Annotated in this window: 1 protein-coding gene; it reads right to left on the bottom strand. The window is 71.8% G+C overall.

Going from position 1 to position 24191, the window contains the following annotated elements:
• Window positions 1-42 precede the first annotated feature (42 nt).
• A complete protein-coding gene (locus tag AQ610_RS21800) occupies window positions 43-24123 on the bottom strand; it encodes a non-ribosomal peptide synthetase (protein ID WP_006028556.1) in 24081 nt (8026 codons plus the stop codon).
• Window positions 24124-24191: the final 68 nt, after the last annotated feature.

Genomic DNA, 24191 nt, shown 5'->3' with positions numbered 1-24191 from the left:
AGGCGCGCGGGCCGGCCCCGAAGGGCCGCCGCGCGGCCGTGTTCAGCGCCCGGATCGGACGGTCTGCCATGCCGTTCGCGAGTCCAGGGTCCGGTCGATCAGCGCGTCGATGACCGACGCGTAGAGATCCTCGTCGAAGGCCTGGGCGCGCCCGCCGTCCGCGCCGTCCGCGCCGCCGCCGTCGCCCGCGAAACGTCCCGCGTCGGGCTCCGCCGGGACGCGCCAGTACGAGGCTCCAGCGAACGGATAGGTCGGAAGATGGACCCGGCGCGGCCGCGCGGCCGCGCCGTCGTACAGACGCGCCCAATCGACCTGCGCGCCGTCGCGCCAGGCGCGCGCGAGCGCGGCCGGATCGTCCCGCTCGAGCAGGCGCCGCGCATCGACGTCGGCCTGCGCCGCGCCGCGCAAGCCGCGCGCACTGGTGTCGGCGCCGGCCGCATCCTCGCGCGAGAGCCAGGCGCGCAACTGGTCGAGCGCCGCCTCGACGCTGTCGGCGACCCAGGCGGCACGCCACGACATCGGCTCACGCCCGGTTTGCAGCGTGAACGCCAGATCGGTGAGCGACACGCCGGCGCCGTCCATCTCGAGGTGATGCACGAGATCGGCCACCTTCCGATGCAGGCGATCGGCGCTGCGAGCCGACAGCACGAGGATCGCGGGCCCCTTCGCGCGCGGCGCCGGGACGTCGCGGCGCGTGGGTGCCTCGGTCACGATCACGTGCGCATTCGCGCCGCCGGCGCCGAACGACGACACGCCCGCGATGCGCACCGGCCGGCCGCTGCGCGACACGCGCGGCGCCCAGTCGGCGAGCTGCTGCTGCACACGCAACGGTGTGCGGCCGAAATCGATCTCCGGATTGCCCTCGGCCGCATGCAGCGACGGGACCAGTTGGCGATGTCGCAACTGCAACAGCACCTTTGCGACGCCGGCGAAGCCGGCCGCGCTCTCCAGGTGGCCGATGTTCGACTTCACCGAACCGATCGCGCACGATGCGCCCGTGCCGCCCTGCTCGCCGCCGAACACGTCGGTAAGCGCCGCGATCTCGATCGGATCGCCGAGCGCCGTGCCGGTGCCGTGCGCCTCGATGTAGCCGATCTCGGCTGGCGTCACGCCGGCACGTTCCAGCGCGCGGCGCAAAGTGTCCGATTGCCGGACCGGACTCGGCACGGTGTAGCCGAGCGTCTTGCCCCCCGCGTTGATCGCGCTGCCCTTCAACACGCCGTGGATCGCGTCGCCGTCGGCGAGCGCCTTGCGCAGCGGCTTGATCACGAACGCGCCGACGCCTTCGCCGTCGACGAAGCCGTCCGCGCCGGCGCCGAACGCCTTGCAGCGATCGCCGGGCGAGAGCATCGTCATCGCGCACAGCCCCTGGTACTGGACCGGATCGACGATCAGGCTGACCCCGCCGACGATCGCAACGTCGCACGAACCACATTGCAGGCTTTCGAGCGCCGTGTGCAGCGCCGTCAGCGACGACGAGCAGGCGGTATCGATCGCCATGCTCGGCCCGGACAGATCGAAGCAGTACGAAACCCGGTTGGCGATCGACCAGAAGTTCGGCTGCGCGTTGTAGGCGCCGTTCATCGCGCCGACGAACACGCCGACGCTGCCCGCCTCGCTGAGGCCGTGCGGCGTGTAGCCGGCATCCTCGATCGCGCGGTACGCCTCCTCGAGGAACAGGCGTTCCTGCGGATCCATCTTTTCCGCGTCCTTCGGCGAAATCCGGAAAAACAGCGAATCGAAACGGTCGATGCCGTCGAGGAAACCACCCCAGCGCGTATAGATTTTCCCCGCCTTGCCCGGCTCGGGATCGTAGTAGTCCTGCCAGCGCCAGCGCGACGGCGGGACTTCGCCGATGCAGTTCACGCCGTCGCGCAGATTGCGCCAGAATGCCGCGAGGTCGGGCGCGCGCGGAAACCGGCCGCTCATGCCGATGATCGCGACGTCGGTGTCCGCGATGCCGTCGTCCGCGGCCGCCGGGACGGCGGCGCGGCGCTCGCCGGGTTCGACCGCGGCGCCGGCGGCCGAACCCGCGGCGTGAGCCGGAACCCGAGCGGGTGGCGCGGCGCCCCGCACGTGTCCGAGCAGCTTGTCCCGTTCGGTGCGCAGCAGATGCTCGGTCAGCGCGCGGACCGTCGAGACCCGGAACAGCAGCGGGCTCGTGACGTCGTCGAAATAGCCGCGCAACTGCTTCGTCAATTGCACGACAAGGATCGAGTCGAGTCCGAGCGCCTGGAAATGCTCGTCGGGCGTCAGTTCGTCGGCGTCGAGCTTCAGCGTGTCTGCGACGAGCCGCTGCACGAACGCAAGCGCGGCGTCGAACAGCGCGCCGTCCGACGGCGGCGACGCCGCGTCGTCCGGAGCGTGCGCGCGCGGCGCCGGTTCGCCAAACGCGGCGAGCGCCGGCTGCGTTTCAGACGCAGCCGCATCGCGTGACGCGGCTGCCGGCTGCGTCACGCGCACCACGCCGTCGCTCTCAAACACGATGACCTGCTGCCCCAGCGCATGCTGTTCGCGCGCGGGGAACGCCAGTGCGCGCAGCCCCTCGGCCGCGCCGAGCGAGGCCCAGGTATCGGGCGACAGCGCGGGGCCGCCGGAAATCCGCAGCTCGGGATCGGCGCTGAGCCACCAGCCCGGCAGCAGGCCGAACGTGACATGGCCGAGGACGTTCACCTCGCTGACCTCGTTGACGACCGCGATGCCGAAGCGGTGCAGCGTCGCCTTCAGATGACGCAGGGTGTCGCGCATCGACGCAGTCGCGTGCAGCACATTGGTCGCGAGCACCACGTCGTAGCGATCCTCGCCGATGCCCTGTGCCGCCGGCGCCTGCTCAATGTCGAAGCGCCGCGTCCTCAGGTACGGATGACGCTCGCCATAGCGCGTCTCGCCATGAATCAGGAAGGCCTTCGAGACATCCGTGTAGCCGTACTCGGCGATATTCGCGCGCCACGGTTCGAGCCGGCGCAGCAGGCCGTCCGTCGAGCCGCCCGTGCCCGCGCCGATCTCGAGCAGGCGCAGTTGCACATCCGGCTGCATCCTCACCCGCGCCTCGACATAGGCGGCAATCACCTCGCTCTGCACCGCGTTGAAATGGTCGGACACCGGGTTGTTCCGGTAGATGCGTTCGACGCGCGACATGCCGCCGTCCGGAAACATCACATCGGTCGCGGCGACGCGGCCGCGCAGGATCTCGCCCAGCGCGCGCAGGCACGATTCGAGCAGTTCAAGCTGCGCGACACAGCCGGGGCTGCGCTCATGCTCGTCGGCGAGCCGGCGCCAGTCCTGCCATAGCGCGTCGAGCGAGTCCTCCGGCGCGCGGCACGACAGCCTGTCGCCGTCGGCGGCCAGATGACCGGCCGCGACGAGCAGCCGATGGCTCTGCGCAAGCCACTTCGCATAGACCTCGGCATGCGGCGGCGCGCAGGCGCGCAGTTGCGCGTCGAAACGGCTTGCCGGGACGCTTGCGCCGCTCGTGGGAGCGAGCGAGGCCTGCTGCAGCGTCGCCAGCATCAGCCGCTCGACGAGCGCGCCGGCGCGGCGCCGGAACGTCAGCGTCTCGCGGCTCAGCGCATCGAGATCGGCCGCGGGCGTCGCGCGCGGCGCGAGCCGCCCGGCCGCGACGGCCGGAATCGTGCGCGGATAGCGGCGAATCACCGTGGCCGGATCGTAATGGCGCGCAGCGATCGGCCGGGCCGTCTTCACGTAAGCGACCTGCACGCCGGGCCGCGCGAGCAGTGCGTCCACCGCGCGCAGACCGTCCTCGGCGCCGATCGAATCGAGACCCGAGGCCAGCGCGCGCTCGCGGTGACGCCCGCCGGCCACGATGCCGACGTCGCCCCAGTAGCCCCAGTTGATCACCTTGACGTCGCAGTCCAGCAGCGTGCCCAGCTTGCGCGCGTAGCCATCGGCAAAGGTGCAGCCGGCCACGTAGTTGCTCTGTCCGGCCGAGCGCGAGAACGCGTTCAGCGACGAGAAGAACAGCACGAAGTCGAGCGGTTCGCGCGCGAACAGCGGGTACAGATTCACGCACGTCTTCAGCTTGGCGTCATAGCCGAGGCGGAATTGCGCCTCGTCCATCTGCGCGAGCGAGCGATCGGCCAGCACGATCGGCGCGTGCACGATGCCGTGCAGCCCGCCGAAACGCTCGACGATCTCGGCGTGAGCGCGCTTCAGCGCAACGGGGTCGGCCGCGTCCGCCTGCAAATAGGTGACGCCGCCGCGCCCGAGCGCCGAGAGCGCGCCGAGATGCGCGCGGATCTCGTCGTTCGGCGCGCGCCGGCCGAGCCAGACGATCTGCGCGCCGAAACGCTCGATCATGCGGCGCGACCAGGTGCGGCCCAGCCCGCCCGCACCGCCGATCACCAGATAGACGCCGCCTTCGCGATACGCCGGCTCGGCGCTGCCCTCATCGACGACGCGCGCGAGACGCTGGCGATACCAGCGGCCGTCGCGATGCACGCGCACGTCGCCGTCGGCATCCGCCGTCGCCGCCAGATGCGCGTCCAGCCCGCCGAAGAAACGGCCATCGTCGCCGGCCGGCGCATCGATGTCCCAGTGCCGCACCGTCCAGTGCGGATACTCGTGCGCCACCGCGCCCGCGAGACCGACGATGCCGGCATCGGACACGTCGGTGTGACCGCCGCCGAGCGCGTGCAGGTTGCGCGTGACCACCGTCAGCGCGAGCGGCGCGCTGTCGAATCCGGCGTTGATCAGCGTGCCGAGCAGCCGGAACAGCGGCAGGATGCCGCGCGATTGGCGCGCGACCAGCGCGTCGGGATCGAGGCCCGGATCGTCGCCGCCGGCGCTGATCCAGAGCAGATGCGGCGCGGCCGCCGTCCCCTTACGCGAGCGCAAGACGCGGTGCAATGCGTCTTCCGGGCCGTCGAGGCCGTCGAAGCAGACGACGGCGCGCGTGCCGCCCAGCGCGGCGCGCACCGCGTCGTCGCCGCCGAACACCCACAGCTCGCCGGGTCCGGCCGGCCATGCCGCATCGTGCGCCGTCACGGGCAGCGGCTCCCAGACCGGGCTCAGCGTGACCTCGCCGACGGGCAGCAGGCCGTCCGCGCACGCGGCCGCGAGTTCGCGCGGCGCCGGTGCGGGTTGCTTGCGCGTGTGAAGCCCGCGCAGCTCGATCGCGATGCGCCCGTCGGGCAGCGCGATATCCATGTCGACGCTCGCTTCGCCGTCGCGGCCCGGACGAATCCACGCCCACAGCCGCGACGCACGCGGCGGCCGCACGATTCGCATTTCGTCGAGCGCGAACGGCAGGCTCGCCTCGCGCGGGCCGCGATCGGTCGCGAGACCGATCACGGCCTGCCAGGCGGCGTCGAGCAGCCCGGGATGCAACCGGAACGCGCCGGCGCCGTCCGCGAGCCCGGCCGGCAGCACCAGTTCGGCCAGCACGTCGTCGCGACCGAGATAAAGCCTTTCGAGCCCGCGATGGCCGGGCCCATACTCGATGCCGACCTCGCGATAGCGCCGGTAGCAGGCCTCGGCCGGCATGCGCGTGCCGTCCCGCTCGCCGCGCATCCGCTCGAGGTCGAGCGCGCGCGCGGGCAGCGGCCCGGTCAGCGCGATCTCGCCCTCGCCGCAGGCGTCGTCGCCGGTGCCGGTGCCGGTGCCGAAGCTGAAGCGCCACGCGCGCGCGGCGCTCCCGGCCGACAGGTTCATCACCACGCCCGGACGCGCCGCGTCCCAAACGAGCGGCCGCGACCAGACGACGTTGCGCAGCACGGCACCGCTTTCACCGTGCTCGCCGGTCTCGCCGGCAGCGAAGCAGGCCGCCGCCAGCGCCATTTCGAGACTCGCGACGCCGGGCAGCAGTCGCTGCCCCCGCACGCGGTGATCGGCCAGGAAAAACTCGTCGCCGCTGAAGGTGGCGGCAAAACGCCGCGCACCCGCCTCGGCCGGCAGTTCGCGGTGCAGCAGCGGATGCAGCGTGGCCGGCGCGGCGCCGGCGTCGACACGGGCGGCCCCCTCGGCCGCCGTCGGCTGCGCGTCGGGCAGCCAGTAAGGCTTGCCGGCAAACGGATAGGTCGGCAGGCTGATCCGCCGGCCCTGCGCGGCGAGCGCGCCGCGCCAGGTGTCGATCTCGCCGTGCGCCCACGCATCCAGCTCGCGCGGCACCTCGGCTGCGAAGCCGCCAAGGCTGCGATAGGCGGCGGCAAGTTCGGCCTCGTGACGCGCGGCGCCGGCATGGCCGACGGCGATGCCGTGCGCGGCCAGCGCCGCCGCGTCGCCGCCCGCGCCGGCGCGCGCCAGCTTGCGCCGCACTTCGTCGAGATCGGCTGCGACGAACGCGAGCCGGCACGGATGTGCGTCGCGGCCGCGATCGAGCGTGAACGCGAGATCCTGCAGCGACGGCATGGCGGCCGTCGTCGACGACAGCCAGCCGTGCAGCGCGTGAACGATCGCATCGAGTTCCGCCGGCCGCCGCGCGGACAGCCCGATCGCAACCGGGCCCGGCACAGACCGTGAGGCACCGCGCGCGGCCGCCGGCAGGTAGGCGTCGGCCGCGTCGAGCACGATGTGCGCGTTCGAGCCGCCCAGCCCGAAGCTGCTGACGCCGGCGCGCCGGCGCGACGCGGGCCAGTCGCGCGTCTCGCGGACCAGCTCGAACGGGCTGCCGGCGAGCTCGAGATACGGATTCGGCTGCTTCAGGTGCGGATTGCCGGGAATCCGGCCGTGCCGGAGCATCAGCACGGTCTTGATGAACGCGGAAATGCCGGCGGCGGCCTCGAGATGACCGATGTTCGCCTTGACCGAGCCGATCGCGCAATGTGGCGCCGCGCAGGGCCGGCCCTCGGCCAATTCGGCGAACGCGCGCACCAGCGCCTTGATCTCGATCGGGTCGCCGAGCGCCGTGCCGGTGCCGTGCGCCTCGATGTAGCCGACGCTGGCGGGATCGATGCCCCCGCGCCGGTAGGTATCGACGATCAGTTCGCGCTGCGCGTCGGGGTTGGGCGCCGACGGCGAGCTCGCGCGCCCGCCGTGGTTCTCGCCGCTCGCGACGATCACGGCGTCGAGATGATCGCCGGCGGCGATCGCCTCGGCCGCGCGCCTGAGCACGACGACGCCGACGCCCTCGCCGCGGCCAAAGCCGTCGGCGCTGCGATCGAACGTCTTGCAGCGCCCGTCCGGGCTCAGCATGCCGGCCGCCGCCGCCGCCTCGGTAACGGCCGGGTTCGCGATCACGTTGACGCCGCCGACGATCGCGATCTCGCAATTGCCGCCGGCAAGGCTCTCGCAGGCGCGGTGGATCGCGACGAGCGAGCTCGAGCACGCGGTGTCGATCACCTCGCTCGGGCCGCGCAAGTCCAATTGGTAGGACACGCGGTTCGCGATCATGAAGTGCGCAAGGCCGAGATGGCCCGCCGATTCGGCGCCGATCCGGCTCAGCCACAGATCGCGGTAGTCGCTCGTCGTCACGCCGACGAACACGCCGACGCGCCGCTTCGCCAGATCGCCGATCCGATAGCCTGCATCCTCGACGGCGCGCCATGCGCATTGCAGGAACTGACGGAACTGCGGGTCCATGAACTCCGCCTCCATCGGCGTCAAGCCGAAAAATTGCGGATCGAAGCGCTCGATATCGTCGACGAAGCCCCCTTCGAGCGGTGCGGCCGCCCCGCTCGACGACGTGGCGCGCAGCCCCGCCACATGACCGATCAGGTCGCGATTGTCGACCAGGTTGCGCCAGAATTCGCCGGGCGTATTCGAGCCGGGGAAGCGGCAGCTCATGCCGATCACGGCGATGTGCTCCCGTGGCGTGGCCGCGCCGGTCCGCGGCCCGGGTTCGACGGATGCCGCCGCTCCGGCGGCCTGCGCCGGGCGTGCCGGGCGAGCGATGAGCGCGGCCAGCGTTTCGGGCGGCAGGTCCGGACGGGCGTGCGCGAGTTGCTCGGCCAGCGCGCGAAGATCTGCGCATTCGTAGAACAGCGTCGGCCGCACATTGATCGACAGCGCATCGCTCAGCATCGCGGCGAGCGCGATGATGTCGAGCGAGGCGAGGCCGAGCCGTTGAACGCTGCTGTCGGCCGCGACGGCCCGCGCGCTGTTGCCGCAACGCTCGGCGACGATCGCCAGCAGCGCGTCGAGTAACGGCGGCTGCGGGTCGGCGTCGGGCTTCGCCGCCCGCACCGAATCGCTCGCCGGCGAGACATCCGCCGCGACTTCGGCTTGCGCCGGCCGGCCGCCGAGATGCGCGGCCAACCGGTCGAACTGCGTCTCGACGAGATGGTCGGCGACCGCGCCGAGCACCGGGTATTCGAAGAACAACGTCGGCTGCAGAGTCAAGCCGATCCGCGCGCCGAGATCCTGTGCGAGGCCGATCAGGCTGATCGAGTCGTAGCCGAGATCGAGGAACAGCGCGCCGTCGTCGATCTTGGCGGCGTCGATGGCTTGTTGCGCGGCGACGGTCGCCCTCAGCGCGTCGAGCACGGCCGCACGAAGCTGCGTCGGCTCCGGCGCCGAATCGCGGGTGGAACCGGCGCAAGCTCCGCGGGCCGCGAAATCGACGTCGGCGGGTTCCCGCGCCGCTCGCCCTGCGGCAGTCCCGGCGTCGGCCGCGGCCAAGGCGAAGCGAGCGTCGAGCGCGCGCACGATGCGGCTGCGATCGACGCCCGACGCGACCAGCAGCACGCTGTCCTCCGGCGTCGCGACCGGGCACGCGTTCAGCACGGCATCGAGCACCGCGAGACCCTGTGCCGTCGTCAGCGCGTCGAGTCCGGTTCGCTCGCGCATCATTGCGCGCCGGGCCGGCGCCATCGCCATGCCGCCGTCGAGCCAGAGCGGCCAGCCGATCGCGAAACTGCGGCCGCGCCGCGTCCCCGCGAGCGCTTCGCGATTGCGGCGCACGGCCAGCCGGCCGAGGTAGGCGTTGGCGACCGCGTAGGCGGCCTGCCCCGGGCTGCCCAGCGCCGACAGCGACGAGAACAGCACGAAGCACTTCAGGTCCAGGTCGCGCGTCGCATGGTCGAGATTCGCGCCGCCGTGCAGCTTCGATGCAAACACGGCCCCCGCGTCGGCCGCGCTGCTGTGCCGCAGGTAGGCGTCGTCGATCACGCCGGCGGCATGGATCACGGCGTCGAGGCGGCCGTGCTTCGCCATGATCGCGGCCACGGCGCGCTCCACGTCACGCGGGTTCGCGACGTCGACCGCGAGCGTGTCGAGCCGCGCGCGCGCCGCGCCGGCCGCCGCCGCGAACGCCGCCCATCCCGCCGGATCGATACGGCGCCCGCTGATCGTGACGCGCAGCCCGCGCCGCGCCAGATCGTGCGCCACATGTCGCCCGATGCCGCCCATCCCGCCGACGAGCCAGACCACGTCGCCCGCTTCGAGCGGACGCACGGCGAGCGCGCCGCCGCCGCGCTCGCCGGCCGCCGCCCGATCCGGCAGCGCGGCCGTCGCGACGCGGCGCGCCTGGCGCCCGCCATCGAGCGCGACGCGCACCTCCGGCTCGTGCGCGTCGACGTGCAGCAGTTCGCCCCGCAAGCGCTCGCGATAGGCGACGGCCGACGCATCGGCAATGCCCGCCGCAGCGTAGCGCACGGTCTTCGCCGCCACGCGGCCGTATTCGAGCGCGGCCGTCGCGGCGAGCGCCTGCAGGCTCGGCATCACGTCATCGTGCGACGCATCGGGAATCAGCATGAGCAGGTGCGCGTCGCGCGCACCTGCCGCATCCGCAATCGCGCGAATCGCCTCGAAGGCCTGCCGGTACGCGTCCTCGATGCGGCGGGCGCGCGCCGGACCGTCGTCATCGCCCGCGCCGGCCTCGCACGGCAGCCGGCACAGCCGCGCCGCCGGATCGAGTTCGCGCAGCCAGGCGTGCAGCGCCGCGTCGTGATCCGGCGCAATGAACAACCTGTCGACGGCCGCGCCGGCGCGTGCCGGCGCGGCGGCCGACAGCGGCGCGTCGCACCAGCGTGACGTGCCCGTCGTCACCGGGACGGCGGCGCGCTCAACGGCGCCTGTCGCGTCCGGGCGCTCGCCCGGCAGCCAGGGCCGCACCGAATAGCCGCGCAACGCCGTCGCGATCCGCCCGTCGGCATCGAGCAGATCGATGTCGTAGCGTTCAAGCTTCGCGCCCTTGCCCGACACGCGGCGCACGTGGATATAGCCGGCGTCGGCGGGCCGTGCGTAATCGGTCACGCTGTCGATACCGTACGGCAGACGATGTACGCCGGTCTCGCCGCGCGCCGCGATCCACATCTCGACGGCGCCGAACGCCGCGCTCAGGATCCCCGGATGCCAATGGAACGGCTCGCTGCGCCCGGCCGGCAGCCGGTACGCGGCCAGCGCCTCGTCGACGCCGTGCCGCAGCCACGTCATCACCCGGAACGGCTCGCCGAACGACGAGGCTCCCTCGACGAGCGCGGCCAGCGCGTCATGGTCGAGACGCTCGGTGGCGCGGCGCGCGATCGCGTCGACATCGACGTCGACCGCGGCGAGCGCCGCATCCGGCGCCAGCTCCCAGCGCCCCACGAAGTGCAGGACCTGTTCGCCGCCCTCGCGCGTGCTCGCGACGCGGCAGCGCCGCTCGGCACCCGCATCCACCCACGTCGTGACGGGGGCGGGCCGCGCGCCGTCCGCCAGGTCAGGGACCTGGTACGGCGCAAGCCAGACGAGTTCGCGCAGCACGCCGCCGGGCGCACTCGCGCGCGCATTCACGTAGCGCACCATTTCGAGGTAGCACGCGGCCGGCAGCACCTTCATGCCGGCGATCCGGTGGCCGTCGAGAAAGAACTCGGTGCCGTCGAATTCGCTGCGATAGCGCGGCTCGGGGCCGTCGGCCGCCGCATGCACGAGCGGGTGCGCCGGCGTCGCGCCGCGGCGGCGCCGCGCCGGCGCCGAGCGGCAGCCGCGCATCGCGAGCAGCAGTCGGCCACCGTCGTCGAACACCTCGATGTCGTGGCGCGTGCCGGCCGCGCCGCGCTCGCCGTCGAGGCCGGGGCGTACCCAGACCCAGCTCGGATCGCGCGGCGCGTCGACGATCGTCAGACTGTCCATCGCGTACGGCACCGGCAGCGCGTCGGGCTCGGCGCCGAGCACGTTGCCGATGTTGGCCTGCAGGGCGGCATCCGTGATGGTCGGCGACAGCAGGTATCCGTCGTCGATCCCGGCCATGCCCGCGCGGCCGACCTGCGCGAGCAACTGGCCACGGTAGCGGTAGAGCTTCTTCAGGCCACGATGGCTCGGGCCGAATTCGATGCCGAGCGCGGCAAACGCGCGGTAGCAATCGGCCACATCGAGTTCCTCGGCTTGACGGCGGAACGCAGCCGGATCGAGCAGGCACGAAGCGCCGGCATCGTCGGTGCGCACGATCTCGACCAAGCCGCTGCAATGTGTGAGCGCCGCCGCGGCGCCGTTCGCGCCGTCGGGCCGGCTCTCGATCGCGAAGCGAAAGCGCGACGCCGCGACGCCATCGCGATCGAGGCGAACCTCGACGATGCGCGGACCGGCGCCGAGCGACAACGGCTGCCGCCAGATCACGTCGCGCAGCACGACCTGGTCCGTCGCGGGCGCGTCGGGCGCGGCCTGGCGGACCGACCAGCGCGTCATTTCCCAATAGACGACGGCAGGCAGCCAGGGCTCGCCGTGCACGCGATGGTCGCGCAGGAACGGCTCGCTGCCGTCGAGACGACGCGAGAAACGCCGCGTGACACCGTCCGCCTCGCCCGCCTCGCCCGCCTCGAGCGGCGGCCAGGGATTGCGCGCCGGCGCGGGCATCTCGACCCAGTACGATTCGCACGCGAACGGATAGACGGGCAGGCGCACGCGGCAACAACCGCGGCCCGCCCAGCGCGCCGGATCGAGCCGGCCGCCCGCCACGAAGTGGCAAGCCTGCGCGGCGGGATCGGCTGGCGCGCCTTCGTCGGCGTCGCGCGGCGACAACGACGCGTTGGCGTCGCCGTGGAACACCGGCCCCGAAGACGACGGCGACGCCGGCACGCCGGCACGGCAATGCGCGATGAAGTCCTCGACGCGGCTCGCGACGCAGGCCCAGCGATAGCGCATCCGCCGCCGCCCGACGGCCAGCGTGAAGGCGATGTCGGAGAGCGACAGGTCGCGTGCGGCCTCGCCGGACAAGAACTCGGCCATCCGCGCCAGTTGCCGGTCGAGCTGTTCGCGCGTCTGCGCCGACAGCACGAGCAGTTCGGGCTCGCCGCGCGCGAGCCGCCGGCCCTCGGCTGCGACGGGCGGCGCCTCGGCGATCACCGCATGCGCATTGGTGCCGCTGAAGCCGAACGAGTTCACGGCCGCCATCCGGCGCCGGCCGGGCTCGACGCTCCACGGACGCAGGCGTGTGTTGACGTAGAAGGGGCTGGCGTCCAGGTCGATCGCCGGATTGCCGGATTCGAAGTTGCACGACGGCGGCAGTTGGCGATGGCGCAGCGCGAGCAGGATCTTCAGCACGCCGGCGATGCCCGCGGCCGTCGTGGTGTGTCCGATGTTGGTCTTCACCGAGCCGAGCGCGCAGAAAGCGCGATCCTGCGTATAGCGGCCGAACGCATTGGCGAGCGCGGTGAATTCGATCGGATCGCCGAGCGGCGTGCCGGTGCCGTGCGCCTCGACCATCTGCAGGCCGCGCGGGTCGATTCCATAGCGGTCGTAGACGCCGGTCTCGAGTTCCTCCTGCGAGCGCGCGCTCGGCGCGGTGATGCCGTTCGTGCTGCCGTCCTGGTTGATGCCCGATGCGACGATCACGCCGTCGATGTGATCGCCATCCGCGATCGCGTCGGCAAGGCGCTTCAGCACGATCGCGCCGACGCCCTCGCCGGGCACGAAGCCGTCGGCCCGCGCGTCGAACGCATAGCAATTGCCCGTGGTCGACAGCATGCCGGCGCGCTGCGCCTGCTGATAGAAGCCGGCCGTGCACTGCACGAACACTCCGCCGCACAGCGCCATCGATATCTCGCCGTTGCGCAGCGCCATGCATGCCATGTGCAGGGCGACGAGCGAGCTCGAGCAAGCCGTGTCGATCGCGACGGCCGGGCCGTGCAGATCAAGAAAATAGGAAATGCGAGCCGGGATGATGGAGACCGCGTTGCCCCAGTACGACTGGATCGGCGGGCGCGCTCGCGTGTCGCTGTCGGGCGCGCCGGGGCCGGGGAACAGCAACGGATAATCGCCGCCCGAGCAGCCGACATAGACGCCGCATCGCCGCTCGCCGCCCGGCTCGCCCGCATACCCGGCGTCCTCGAGCGCCTTCCACGCCTCCTCCAGGAACACGCGCTGCTGCGGATCCATATAGCGCGCCTCGGTGCCCGAGATCTTGAAGAAGAACGGATCGAACAACGACGGATCGTCGAGAAAGCTGCCCGTCTCGCAGCGCGCCTCGCCGCCGCCGAGATCCCAGCGCGTCACGGGCCCGATCAGGCTTGTGCCCGACGCGAGGTGGGACCAGAACGCATCGAGGTCCGGCGAACGCGCAAAGCGCCCGCTCATGCCGATGATCGCGATGTCGTCGTCATGCGTCGCGCGCGCGCCGGCACGCGCGGCCCCGCCCGCTTCGGCCGCGCCGCGCGACGCATCGCCGCGCATCGGCCGGGTCGTCCCATGCGCGCGGCTGCGCAGCGCGGGCTCATCCGGCTCGCCCACGCGAACCACGATCTTGCCGATGTTTTCGCGGTCGGCGAGGCGGCGATAGGCATCGTGCACGTCGCGAAACGCGACCACCTTGGAGATCGTCGGACGGATGATGCCGCGCGCCGTCAGCGAGACGAGTTCGTCCCAGTGCTGCGCGATGCGCTGCGGTGCGCGCGCGCCCATGCGCGCGAGATCGACGCTGTAGAAGGTCTGGTTGTCCGACAGCGACGAGAGGTCGACGCTGCGCGCGCTGCGCAGCGAGGTCATCGCGATCTCGACATAGCGGCCGCCGGGCGCGAGCGAGTCGAGCCCCTTCTGCAACGCGTTGCCGCCGAGCGTGTTGATCACGACGTCGACGCCGCCCGGCGCGAGCCGCGCCAGTTCTTGCGCGAAATCGTGCGTGCGATAGTTGATGGCGTGCGCGACGCCCAGCTCGCGCAGATGACGCAGCTTCGCCTCGCTGCCCGCCGTTGCGTAGATCTGCATGCCGTGGTGCATGGCGAGCTGGACCGCGATCAGCCCGGTGCCGCCCGTCGCGGTCTGGATCAGTATCCGCTCGCCGCGCGCCGGCGCGGCCTTGCGGAACGCATCGATCATCGTGATGCCGACGATCGGCAGCGCGCAGGCCTCCTCGAAGGTCCAGCCCGCGGGCTTCCCGAATGCCTGGCCGGCCGAGCAGACAAGCTGCTCGGCATGGCAGCCTTGGCACAGGCAGACGACCTCGTCGCCGGGCCGCAATGCGGTGACGCCCGCGCCCACCTCGATCACGACGCCGGCCGCCTCGTTGCCGGGCACGAACGGATACGGCGGCATGTTCGGGTAAAGCCCGCGCGTGCAAAGCAGATCCGAGAAATTCAGCGAGAACGCGCGCACGGCGACGCGCACCTCGTCGTGCGCGAGTTCGCGCGGTGCGACGTTGGCGATCGACAGGTCCTCGATCTCGCCGGGGCCGTCGATCGTGACCGCGTGGATCGTGCGCGTGCCGTCGGCCGGCGGCACGCGCGGCAGCGGATCGGGCGCGGCGGCCGGCGCCCTCGCGATCGCGCACGCGGGTGCGACATCGAGCGCCGCCGCGCGGCCGGCGCGCGGCGACGGCTCCATCCCGGCCGGCGCCGTATCCGGCGCCGCAAGCGCCGCGCCGTGCCGTTCGCACAGATGGGCCGCGAGTCGGCCGACCGTGTTGTGATCGAAGATCACGGTGGTCGCGATGCGCAGGCCGAGCCGCTTGTTGAGCCGGTTCACGAGTTGCACGCCGATGATCGAATCGACGCCTTGGTCCGCGAAGCTGCGATGCGGATCAATCTCGTCCACCCCGGCGCGCACGGCGCTCGCGACCTGCTCCCGCACCATGGCCGTCATGCGCTCCAGTGCGTCGTCGGCCACCGGCGCGGCTTGCCGAGCCGGTGCCGGTGCCGCGGGCGCCACAGGCCCCGCCGGCGCACCCGGCACACTCGGCGCCGCCGCCTGCGTCGCGCCGCTCGCCTCGTTCGTCACGCGATGCTGGCCCGCCAGATGAGCGGCGAGCCGCGCAACCGTGTTGTGGTCGAACAACTCGATCGTGCCGAGCCGAGTCCCGAAGTACGCATTGAGCCGGTTGGTCAGTTGGATCGCGAGGATCGAATCGAGCCCGATGTCGGAGAAACTGCGCGCCCGATCGATGCCGTCCGCATCCATTCGCAGCACGTCGGCGAGCAGCGCGGCGAGCGTCGGCTCGAGCGCGCCGCCGTCGCGCGCCACGGCCTCGCCGGCCGCGTCATCGCGCTCCGGAGCCGGGCGGCCCGCCTGCCGGCATTGTGCGACGATCACCTGCTGGCCAAGCGGCAGCGCACTGTCGAGCGGGAAATGCACGTCGTCGAAACCGACGCGCTCGAGCTGGCGCTGCCATTCGGCCGGGAACAGGCCCGGACAACCCGGGATGCGCGCCGGCTCGTCGTCGTAGCGCCACCAGCCCTCCAGCAAGCCGAAGGTCAGGTGCGAGAAGATGCAGTTCTCGCTCATCTCGTTCAGCACCAGCACCCCGCCGTCGCGCATGAACGCATGCGCGTTGCGCAGCGTGCGGCCGATGTTGCGCGTCGCATGCAGGACGTTGGCCGCGATCACGATGTCGTAGCTGCCGAACTTGTCCGCATGCGGATGGCCATTCGCGGGCGGCGCCTCGATGTCGAGGATCGCGGTCTTGAGGAACGGCGCGGCCGGTGCGTAGGTGTCCTCGGCATAGAACAGGAAGGATTTCGACAGATCCGTGTAGCGGTACTCGTCGATATGCTCGCGCCACGGCAACAGGCCCGGCAGCACCTTGCTGCTGGTGCCGCCCGTGCCCGCGCCGATCTCGAGGATTCGCAGCCGCGCGCCCGGCTCGCGCGCCACGCGGTGGCGCACGTAGTCGGTCACCGTCGCGGCGACGCCCTCGTTGAAGTAGTCGGCGATCGGATGATTGCGGTGCACGTTCTCGACCAGTTGCATCGACGAATCGGGAAACATCACCGTGGTCGCCGCGATCCCGCCGCCGAGGATCGCCGGCAGGCTGCGCAGGCACGTGTCCATCAACTCGATGCCGGCGCGCACGCTCGGATGGGCGCGATAGCGGTCGCGCACCTGCGCCCAGGCCTCGTCGGCATCGTCGAGCGCCTGCGCCGCGACGGCGCCCGATGCGTCGATGAGCGCGTAGCGCAGCAACTGCCGGCAACTTTCCTGGTACCAGCGCTCGTAGGCCGCCGCGAGACGGCTGCCCGACGCGGGCAGCCAGGCGCCGTCGGGCGCGCGCCCGACCGGCAGCGCGTCGAGCGCGCCGAGCGCCTCGCGCACCTTCAGCAGCGCTGCGCGCTCGACGGCCGGATCGCGCAGGCCGTTATGCTCGCGCAGCGCGTCCGCACGCCGTGCGAGGGGGCTCGCGCCATGCCGGAGCCGATGCTGCCGGTAATCGGCCGCGGGGGCGCCGCCGTGCGGCGCATCCGCCGCCGGCGGGGTCGTGGCGACTGCGGCGCCGGAGGCGCGCGGACGGGATTCGACAGCCATTTGCCGCATGTGATTGTCCTGCATGAATTGAGCCAGCCGTTGCATCGCGAGTTCAGGTTCGACCGAGCCGACGCCGGCCGCCGCCATGCGGCGACGATATTCAGGCGTCGCGACGACTCCGACACTCCCCCAGTACCCCCAGTGGACGAGCTTGACCGCGCACCGCCACTCGTCCGCCATTGCCAGCGCGTACGCATCCTGGAAGCTGCAGCCGGCCGCGTAGTTCGACTGGCCCGCGGCATTCGCGAACGAGATCGTTCCGGAAAAGAACAGCATGAAATCGAGGTCGCAGCCGCCGAACGCGCGCGCGAGATTCACGGAAGTCGCGACCTTGGCGTCGAGCGCGCGCGCGAACTGCGCGTCGCTCATGCTCGCGATGCCGTGATCGTCCAGCACGAGCGCCGAATGGACCACGCCGTGCAGCGCGTCCACGCCGAGCTCCGCGAGGCGGTGCCGCGCGCGGCGCAGCGAGGCGAGATCGGTCGCGTCGGCCTGCAGGTAGATCGGCGCGGGGCCGAACGCGCCGAGGCGCGCGATCTCGTCTTCGATCTCGCGATTGCGCGGCTTGCGCCCCAGCCAGACCACGCGGGCGCGATAACGGCGAATCATGGTTTCGGTCCAGGTGCGGCCGATGCCTCCCGCACCGCCCAGCACCACGTAGTGGCCGCCCTGCCGATACAGCGTCGGGCGCGGCGCGGGCGCGGCCGTCTCGACGAGGCCGCGCGCATGCCAACGGCCGTCGCGCCAGGCGAACACCACCTGCTGGCTCGCGCGCGGCCAGCGCGCCGGCGCGGGCAGCGCGGCGAACGCGCTCACATCGAGCAGGCGCACGCGCCAGTGCCGATATTCGCCGGCAAGGCTCTGCGCCAGTCCGATCACGCCGGCGTGGGCCGGTGCGATCGGCTCATCGTCGCGCACCCGTTGCGTGCGCTCGACAATGAAAGTGCAGTCGAGGTCGGCGTGTTCGAAGCCGTGGCGGATCAGCGCCTGCAACCAGCGAAACGCCGCGATCACGCCGTCGCGCTGCGCGTCGATCAGCGCCGCGTCGTCGACGCGCGCGGCCAGCGCCGGCAGCGCGAACACCAGCGCGGCATCAGCGGGCAAGGCCGCCAGCGCCGTGCCGTCCGGCTCCGCGCGCAGCGGCACGTAACGCGCGAGCCGGCCCGCGAAACACGCGGCAAGCGCCGCGGGCGGCGTTTCGCCGATGCCGAACAGCACGACGGGCGTCGTCGAGACGCCGGCCTCGTCCGCGTCGTCGAGCGGGGTCCAGCCGATCGTCAGCGTGCGAAGCTCGGCGGCTGCCGCGGCATCGGCGGCATCGGCGGCATCGGCGGCATCGGCGGCATCGGCGGCATCGGCGGCATCGGCGGCATCAGTATGATCAGTGTGATCGGCCGTCGCCTCGTGCGCCGTCGCGCCCGGCAGCGCGCGCGTGACGAAATGGCGAATCGCGACCAGCAGCGCGCCGGACGCGCCATGTATGAAGATGTCGTGCCGCGCTTCGCGCGCCATCGAGGCCGTCTCGTGATCTTGCACCCGCACCCACACGTCCGCCTCGAGCGGCGCGAACACGTCGACACGCTCGACGAAGAACGGCAGCTTCTGTTCCGCCAGCGCCGCCCGCGGCCACTTCGCGGGATTCCCGCCGTGGCGCCGGACCAGATCCAGCGCGACACTCGCCTGCAGCGCGCAATCGAGCAGCGCCGGGTGCAACGGGAAGGCGGCGAGCGAGCCGCACCGCGACTCGGGTAAGCGCACGCGGGCAGTCAGTCCGGCGTCGTTCCATCCGGCCTCGACGAGGCCGAGGTAGGCGGGCCCGTACCGAACGCGTCCTGCCGCGATCCAGCGATACCAGTCCGCCCCGTCGATCCGTTGCTCCGCGAGCGCCTGCCGCAGCATCGCCGGCGCGACGCGCCTGGCGGCATCTTCATCGTCGGCGTCGGCGCGCGTGTCGAGCGCGAGCCCGCCCTCGGCGAACACGATCGGCTCGCCCGTTGCGGCATCGACGCCTGTCAGCGCGAACGGGACGGGCGCACGCCAGTCCTGGCCGGGGGAGCGCGCGGCCAGTTCGACGCAAAGCGGCAGCGTCTCGTCGTCGCACACCACCGGCCGCAGCCAGACGACGCGCTCGATGCGCAGGCAGGCCGCGCCAGGCACCGCGGCGTCGGTCATCGCGGCCGCGCGCAGCAGCTCGAAGGTCATCACGGCTGGCAACACGCGGCGGCCGTCGACGCGATGCTCGTCGAGGTAATAATCGTCGCGCCGCAGCCGAACATGGACCTGCCGCGCGCCGTTGTCGCCAAGCTGCACGTCGAGCTGCAAACCGGCCGGCGCGCCGGCCGCCGGCCGCGCCGCGGCTGTGCGCGGTGCGGCCGGCACACCGGCCACCGCATGGTGCCGGCGCGCGAACGGGTAGGTCGGCAGATGCACGCGGCGCACCGGCGCGCCGGCATGCAGCGGCGACCAGTCGACGTCGTGGCCCTCGACCCACAGAGCGGCCAGCGCGGCCAGGTCGCGACGCGCGAGGCCTTCGGCAATCGCCGGCGCCGCCGCGTTCGCGGCGTCCGGTTCCGGCGCCGCATCGCCGGGCCGCGAGCACGCGATCGCGGCGGGCAGCGGCGCCGCCGTCGCGCCTTGAGCCGCATCGGCATAACGTTCGAGCAGCGCGCCCGCCTCGCGCGCGTCGGCCGCGATGATCGCGAGCCGGTGCCTCATCGGCTGGCGGCCGAGCTGCAGCGTGGCCGCCACCGCGCCGAACGGCAGATTCGGATGCGCGGCAAGGTACGCCGACAACGTGCGCGCCATGATCGGCAGCAGCCGCGGCACGGCCGCCGACAGCAGCACCAGTTGCGGTTCGGCCGCCGGCGCATCGGCATCGCGCGGCGCGACGGGGAGCTCGGGGCCGGCCTCGAGAATCGCATGAGCGTTGGTGCCCCCGAGGCCGAACGAGCTGAGCGCCGCGCGCGGCGGATGCGCCCCCTCGGGCCACGGCGACGCCTCGCGCTGCACGCGGAAGCACGACGCGGCCCAATCGATCGCCGGATTCGGCGTGACGACGTTGATGGTCGGCGGAATCATGCGATGCTGCAGCGCCAGTGCGACCTTGATACAGCCCGCGAGCCCCGCCGCCGTGTCGAGATGGCCGATGTTCGGCTTCACCGAGCCGATCGCGCAGAATTGCCGCGCCTCGGTTCGCTGCCGGTACGCTTCGTCGATCGCCATCACCTCGACGGGGTCGCCGAGCCGCGTGCCGGTGCCGTGCGCCTCGACATAGGCGATCGACGCGACCTCGACGCCGGCCGCGCGTTCGAGCGCGGCGCGAATCACGCGGCCCTGGCCCTGCACGCTCGGCGCGTAGAAGCCGCTCTTCTGCGAGCCGTCGTTGTTGACGGCGACACTGCGCAGGATCGCGTGGATCGCGTCGCCGTCTTCCACGGCCTGCCGCGCGTTCTTCAGCACGATCACGGCAACGCCCTCGCCCGCCATCATGCCGTCGGCATCGGCGTCGAACGTCCGGCAATGGCCGGTGCTCGAGAAATTGAGGCCCGGCTGATAGAGGAAGCCGGCATTGGCGTGCGGAAACAGCGTCGACGCGCCGACGATCGCCTGCCGGCATTCGCCCGCGCGCAGGCTCTTGAACGCGGCGTCGATCGCGACCAGCGACGACGAGCAGTTCGTGCCGATATGCATGCTCGGCCCGGTCAGGCCGAGGTGATAGGAGATCAACGCCGCCGTCGAACCGACCTGCGACATGACGTAGGCCAGATATCGGTCGTTGTGCTCGATGTCGGCGGCGTTGTCCAACAGGCTCTGGTAGCCGCTATTGCCGGTCGAGACGAACACGCCGGTCGCATCGAGCCGCCCCGGCGCATAACCGGCATCCTCGAGCGCTTTCCATGCATGCATCAGCAACTGGCGCGACTGCGGATCGGCGAATTCGGCCAGCTTCGCCGACAGCTTGAAGAAATCGGCGTCGAAGCTCGTCTTGCCGGGAATCGTGAAACGCACCGGCACGTAGTCGGGATGGCTCGCGAGGTCCGGCGCGACGCCCGCCTCGTCGAGCGCGGCGCGCGAAAGCCGTTCCGCGCTCTCGCGGCCGGCCAGCAGATTGGCCCAAAACGCTTGATGGTCCGCCGCGCCCGGAAATTCGCACGAGATGCCGATGATCGCGAGGCTGTCGTCGTAATAGTCGGGCACGACGGGGGACGCATCCGCCTCGTTTGCGGCGGCCGCCGCGCGGCCCGCGCCCTGGCTCGCCACCAGATGGCCCGCGATTTCGCGCACCGTCGCAAAGCGGAACAGGTTCGCGGGCGCGAACGCGCAGTCGAACGCCTGCTCGATCGCGCGCGCGAGCAGCACCACGGACAGCGAATCGCCGCCCGCCTCGAAGAAGCCCTGGTCGAGATGCGCCGGCGCGACGCCGAGTACCTGCCGCCAGAGCTCGCGGACCCGCGCCTCGGTCTCGCTCGCGGCCGCGTCGTGCCCGGCCGACGCGAGCACGATCGGCCGCAGGCTCAATGCGCGCCGATCGAACTTGCCGTTGCCGGTCACCGGCAGTTCCGCGAGCGCGACGAAGAAAGCCGGCACCATGTAGTCAGGCAGCTTTCCGGCGACGAAGGCGCGCAAGTCCCGCGTGCGCGCGTCGTCGTGAGCCCCCGGTTTGCGCGCCACGTAGTAGGCGACGAGATGCCGGGTGCCGTTGGCATGCTCGTGCGCGACGACCACGCTCTGACCGACGTCCGGATGCTGGTTGACGGCGGCCTCGATTTCGCCCAGCTCGATGCGGTAGCCGCGAATCTTCACCTGCGCATCGTTGCGGCCGACGTACTCGAGTTCGCCGCGTGCATTGCGCCGCGCCAAGTCGCCCGTCCTGTAGCAGCGCGCGCCCGCGATCTCGACGAAGCGCTCGCGCGTGAGTTCCGGCCGGTTCAGGTAGCCGCGCGCGACGCCGGCGCCGCCGACGTACATTTCGCCGATGTCGCCATCCGCCACCGGCGCGCGCTGCTCGTCGAGCAGCAGCACGTCGAGGTCGGGAATCGGCCGGCCGATCACCGACGCGCTCGCGCCTGCCACGTCCGCGGCCGTCACCGGCGCGTAGGTGACGTGGACCGTGGTCTCGGTGATGCCATACATGTTGATGAGCGCGGGGCGGCTGTCGCCATGGCGCGCGATCCAGGGCGCGAGTTGTGCGAAATCGAGCTTCTCGCCGCCGAACACCACGTAGCGCAGCGCCAGCGGACGCCGCGGCACGCTGCTCTCGGCCGCACGCACAACCGCGTAGAACGCGGCCGGCGTCTGGTTGAAGACCGTCACCTGCTCGTCGGCCAGCACTTCCAGCAGCCGCGCCGTGTCTTTGCGCTGCGCCGCGTCGAGAATCACGAGACGGCCGCCGTACAGCAGCGCGCCCCAGATCTCCCAGACCGAGAAATCGAAGGCCGCGGAATGGAACAGCGTCCAGACGTCGTCCTCTCCGAAGCCGAACCAGGGGTCCGTGCGGTCGAACAGGCGCAGCACGTTGCCGTGCTCGATCATCACGCCCTTCGGCTTGCCGGTGGTGCCCGAGGTGTAGATCACGTAGGCGAGATCGTCGCGCCGGACCTCGGGTAGCGCGAGGGCCGGCTCGCGCGCAGCCGACGCGGCAATCGCCGCGCCGTCACGATCGAGCACGATGCGCCGCGCGACGGTGGCGACCGACGCCTCGCAATCCGAGGTCGTGACGGCAAAGCGCGCGCCGCTGTCCTCGCGGATGATCGCGACGCGCTGCGGCGGCGCACTCGGATCGACCGGAACGTAGGCGGCGCCCGCCTTCAGAATCGCGAGGATCGCCGTGATCAACGCCGGCGACGGCGCCACGCACAACAGCACCAGATCGCCGCGCTGCACGCCGCTTGCCGCGAGATGCCGCGCGAGCGCGTCACTGTCGCGGTCGAGTTCGCCGTAGGCGATGTGGCGGCCCGCGAAGCTCAGCGCGCGCCGCGCGGGATCGCGCCGGCTGCGCGCCGCGAAACGCGCGCCAAGGCTCGCGCCCGCGCAGGCGGCGGGCTCGCGCGTGGCGTCGCCGTGCGGGACATCGGGCGCGCCTGTCTCGCCGACGTCGCCGCGCGCCGTCAGCGCGCCCACCGGCCGGTCCGGATCCGCGAGCGCCTCGTCCAGCACGGCGACGAACGTCCGTTGCAACGCGCGCGCGGCATCGCCCCCGATCACCGCGCTCTTGTACTTGAGGTTCACTGTCCAGGCGTCGCCGGCTTCGACGACCTCGCACGTCACCGGATACTCGTCGCGCTGAAAGACATCGTCGACGAATGCGAGTTCGATGGTGTCGGCGAGCCGCTCCGGCAGCGCGCCGATGTCGATCGCATCGCCGAACTTCTGGTAGGCGAACACGGCCTGGATCGACGGCGGCGCACCGGCATGGCGCGGCAGCGCACGCAGCAGTTCGGCGAACGGATACCAATGGTCGAGCGCGCGATAGACGTAGCGCTGGCAGCCGTCGAGCCATTGCGAGAACGGCTGCGCCGGATCGAGGTCGCAAATCACCGGCACGAGATTCGCGAAATTGCCGATGCTCGACGCGAAACCGCTGCCGGGGCGGCCGAGCGTCGGCAAGCCGAGCGTGAAGCAGCGCTTGCCGCGCCAGGCCGACAGCGCGAGTGCGAAAGCGCCCATCAGCAACGTGGACGGGCTCGACGAGCCGGTCTTGCGAAACGCATGGACGCGCCCGGCCAGCGCGCCATCGATCGCAAACGACAGCCGCTCGGTCGCGAACACGGAGGCATCGGCGGCGGCGGGCGCGGGATCGAGCGCCGCGTCGAGAGGCGGCAGGCCGTTCGGGCATTGCATGCGCCAGTAGGCGAGACTCTTGCGCCCCGCCGCCGAATCGAGATAGTCGGCCTCGTGCTTCACGAAATCGACGAAGCTCGCGCCGTCCGGCACCGCCGACGGCGCGCACTGCCGCTTCATGGCGCGGTAGTCCTGCCAGATCGTCGAGAGCCAGCGGCTGACCGAAGCGCCGTCGCAAACGATGTGATGCACCGCCAGCAGCACGACGGTTTCGCCCGAGGCCGCGACGTGCAGATGGATCCGATAGATCGGACCGTCGTCGAGCGAGAACGGAACGTCGGCGTCGCGCCGCGCGCGCTCGCGGCAAGCCTCGAGCGTCTCGCCGAGATCGAATTCGCGCCACGCGAGTTCGCGGGCGGAGTCGACGCGCTGCACCAGCTCGCGCCCGTCGGCGACGATGCGCACGTTGAGCAGTTGGTGGCAATTCACGAACCGCTGACAAGCGCGCCGGAACAGCGCGCGATCGAAGCTGGCGCCAACCGTGCAGGCGACGGCCACGTTGTAGAGCGGGTCCGCCGGATACAGCATCTGCCGCGACCAGATGCCCCGCTGATTGCGCGACAGCGGTGCCTCGGCGTCGACCATCAGGTGCCGCTTCAGCCATGTCTCGACGTCGTTCCCCGTCAGCGCGCGCGCCGCACCGCCGCCGCCGGAAGCCGCCAGCCCTTTTGCCTCGCTCATCGATTTGCTCCCGTCACGCTCCCGCTTCATCCCACTCTCCCTTGCCCGGGCCGCGACGCGTGTCGCAC

The organism is Burkholderia humptydooensis, from assembly GCF_001513745.1.
In the GTDB taxonomy this organism is placed as follows: Bacteria; Pseudomonadota; Gammaproteobacteria; order Burkholderiales; family Burkholderiaceae; genus Burkholderia; species Burkholderia humptydooensis.
This window is presented reverse-complemented; position numbering and strand designations above follow the sequence as displayed.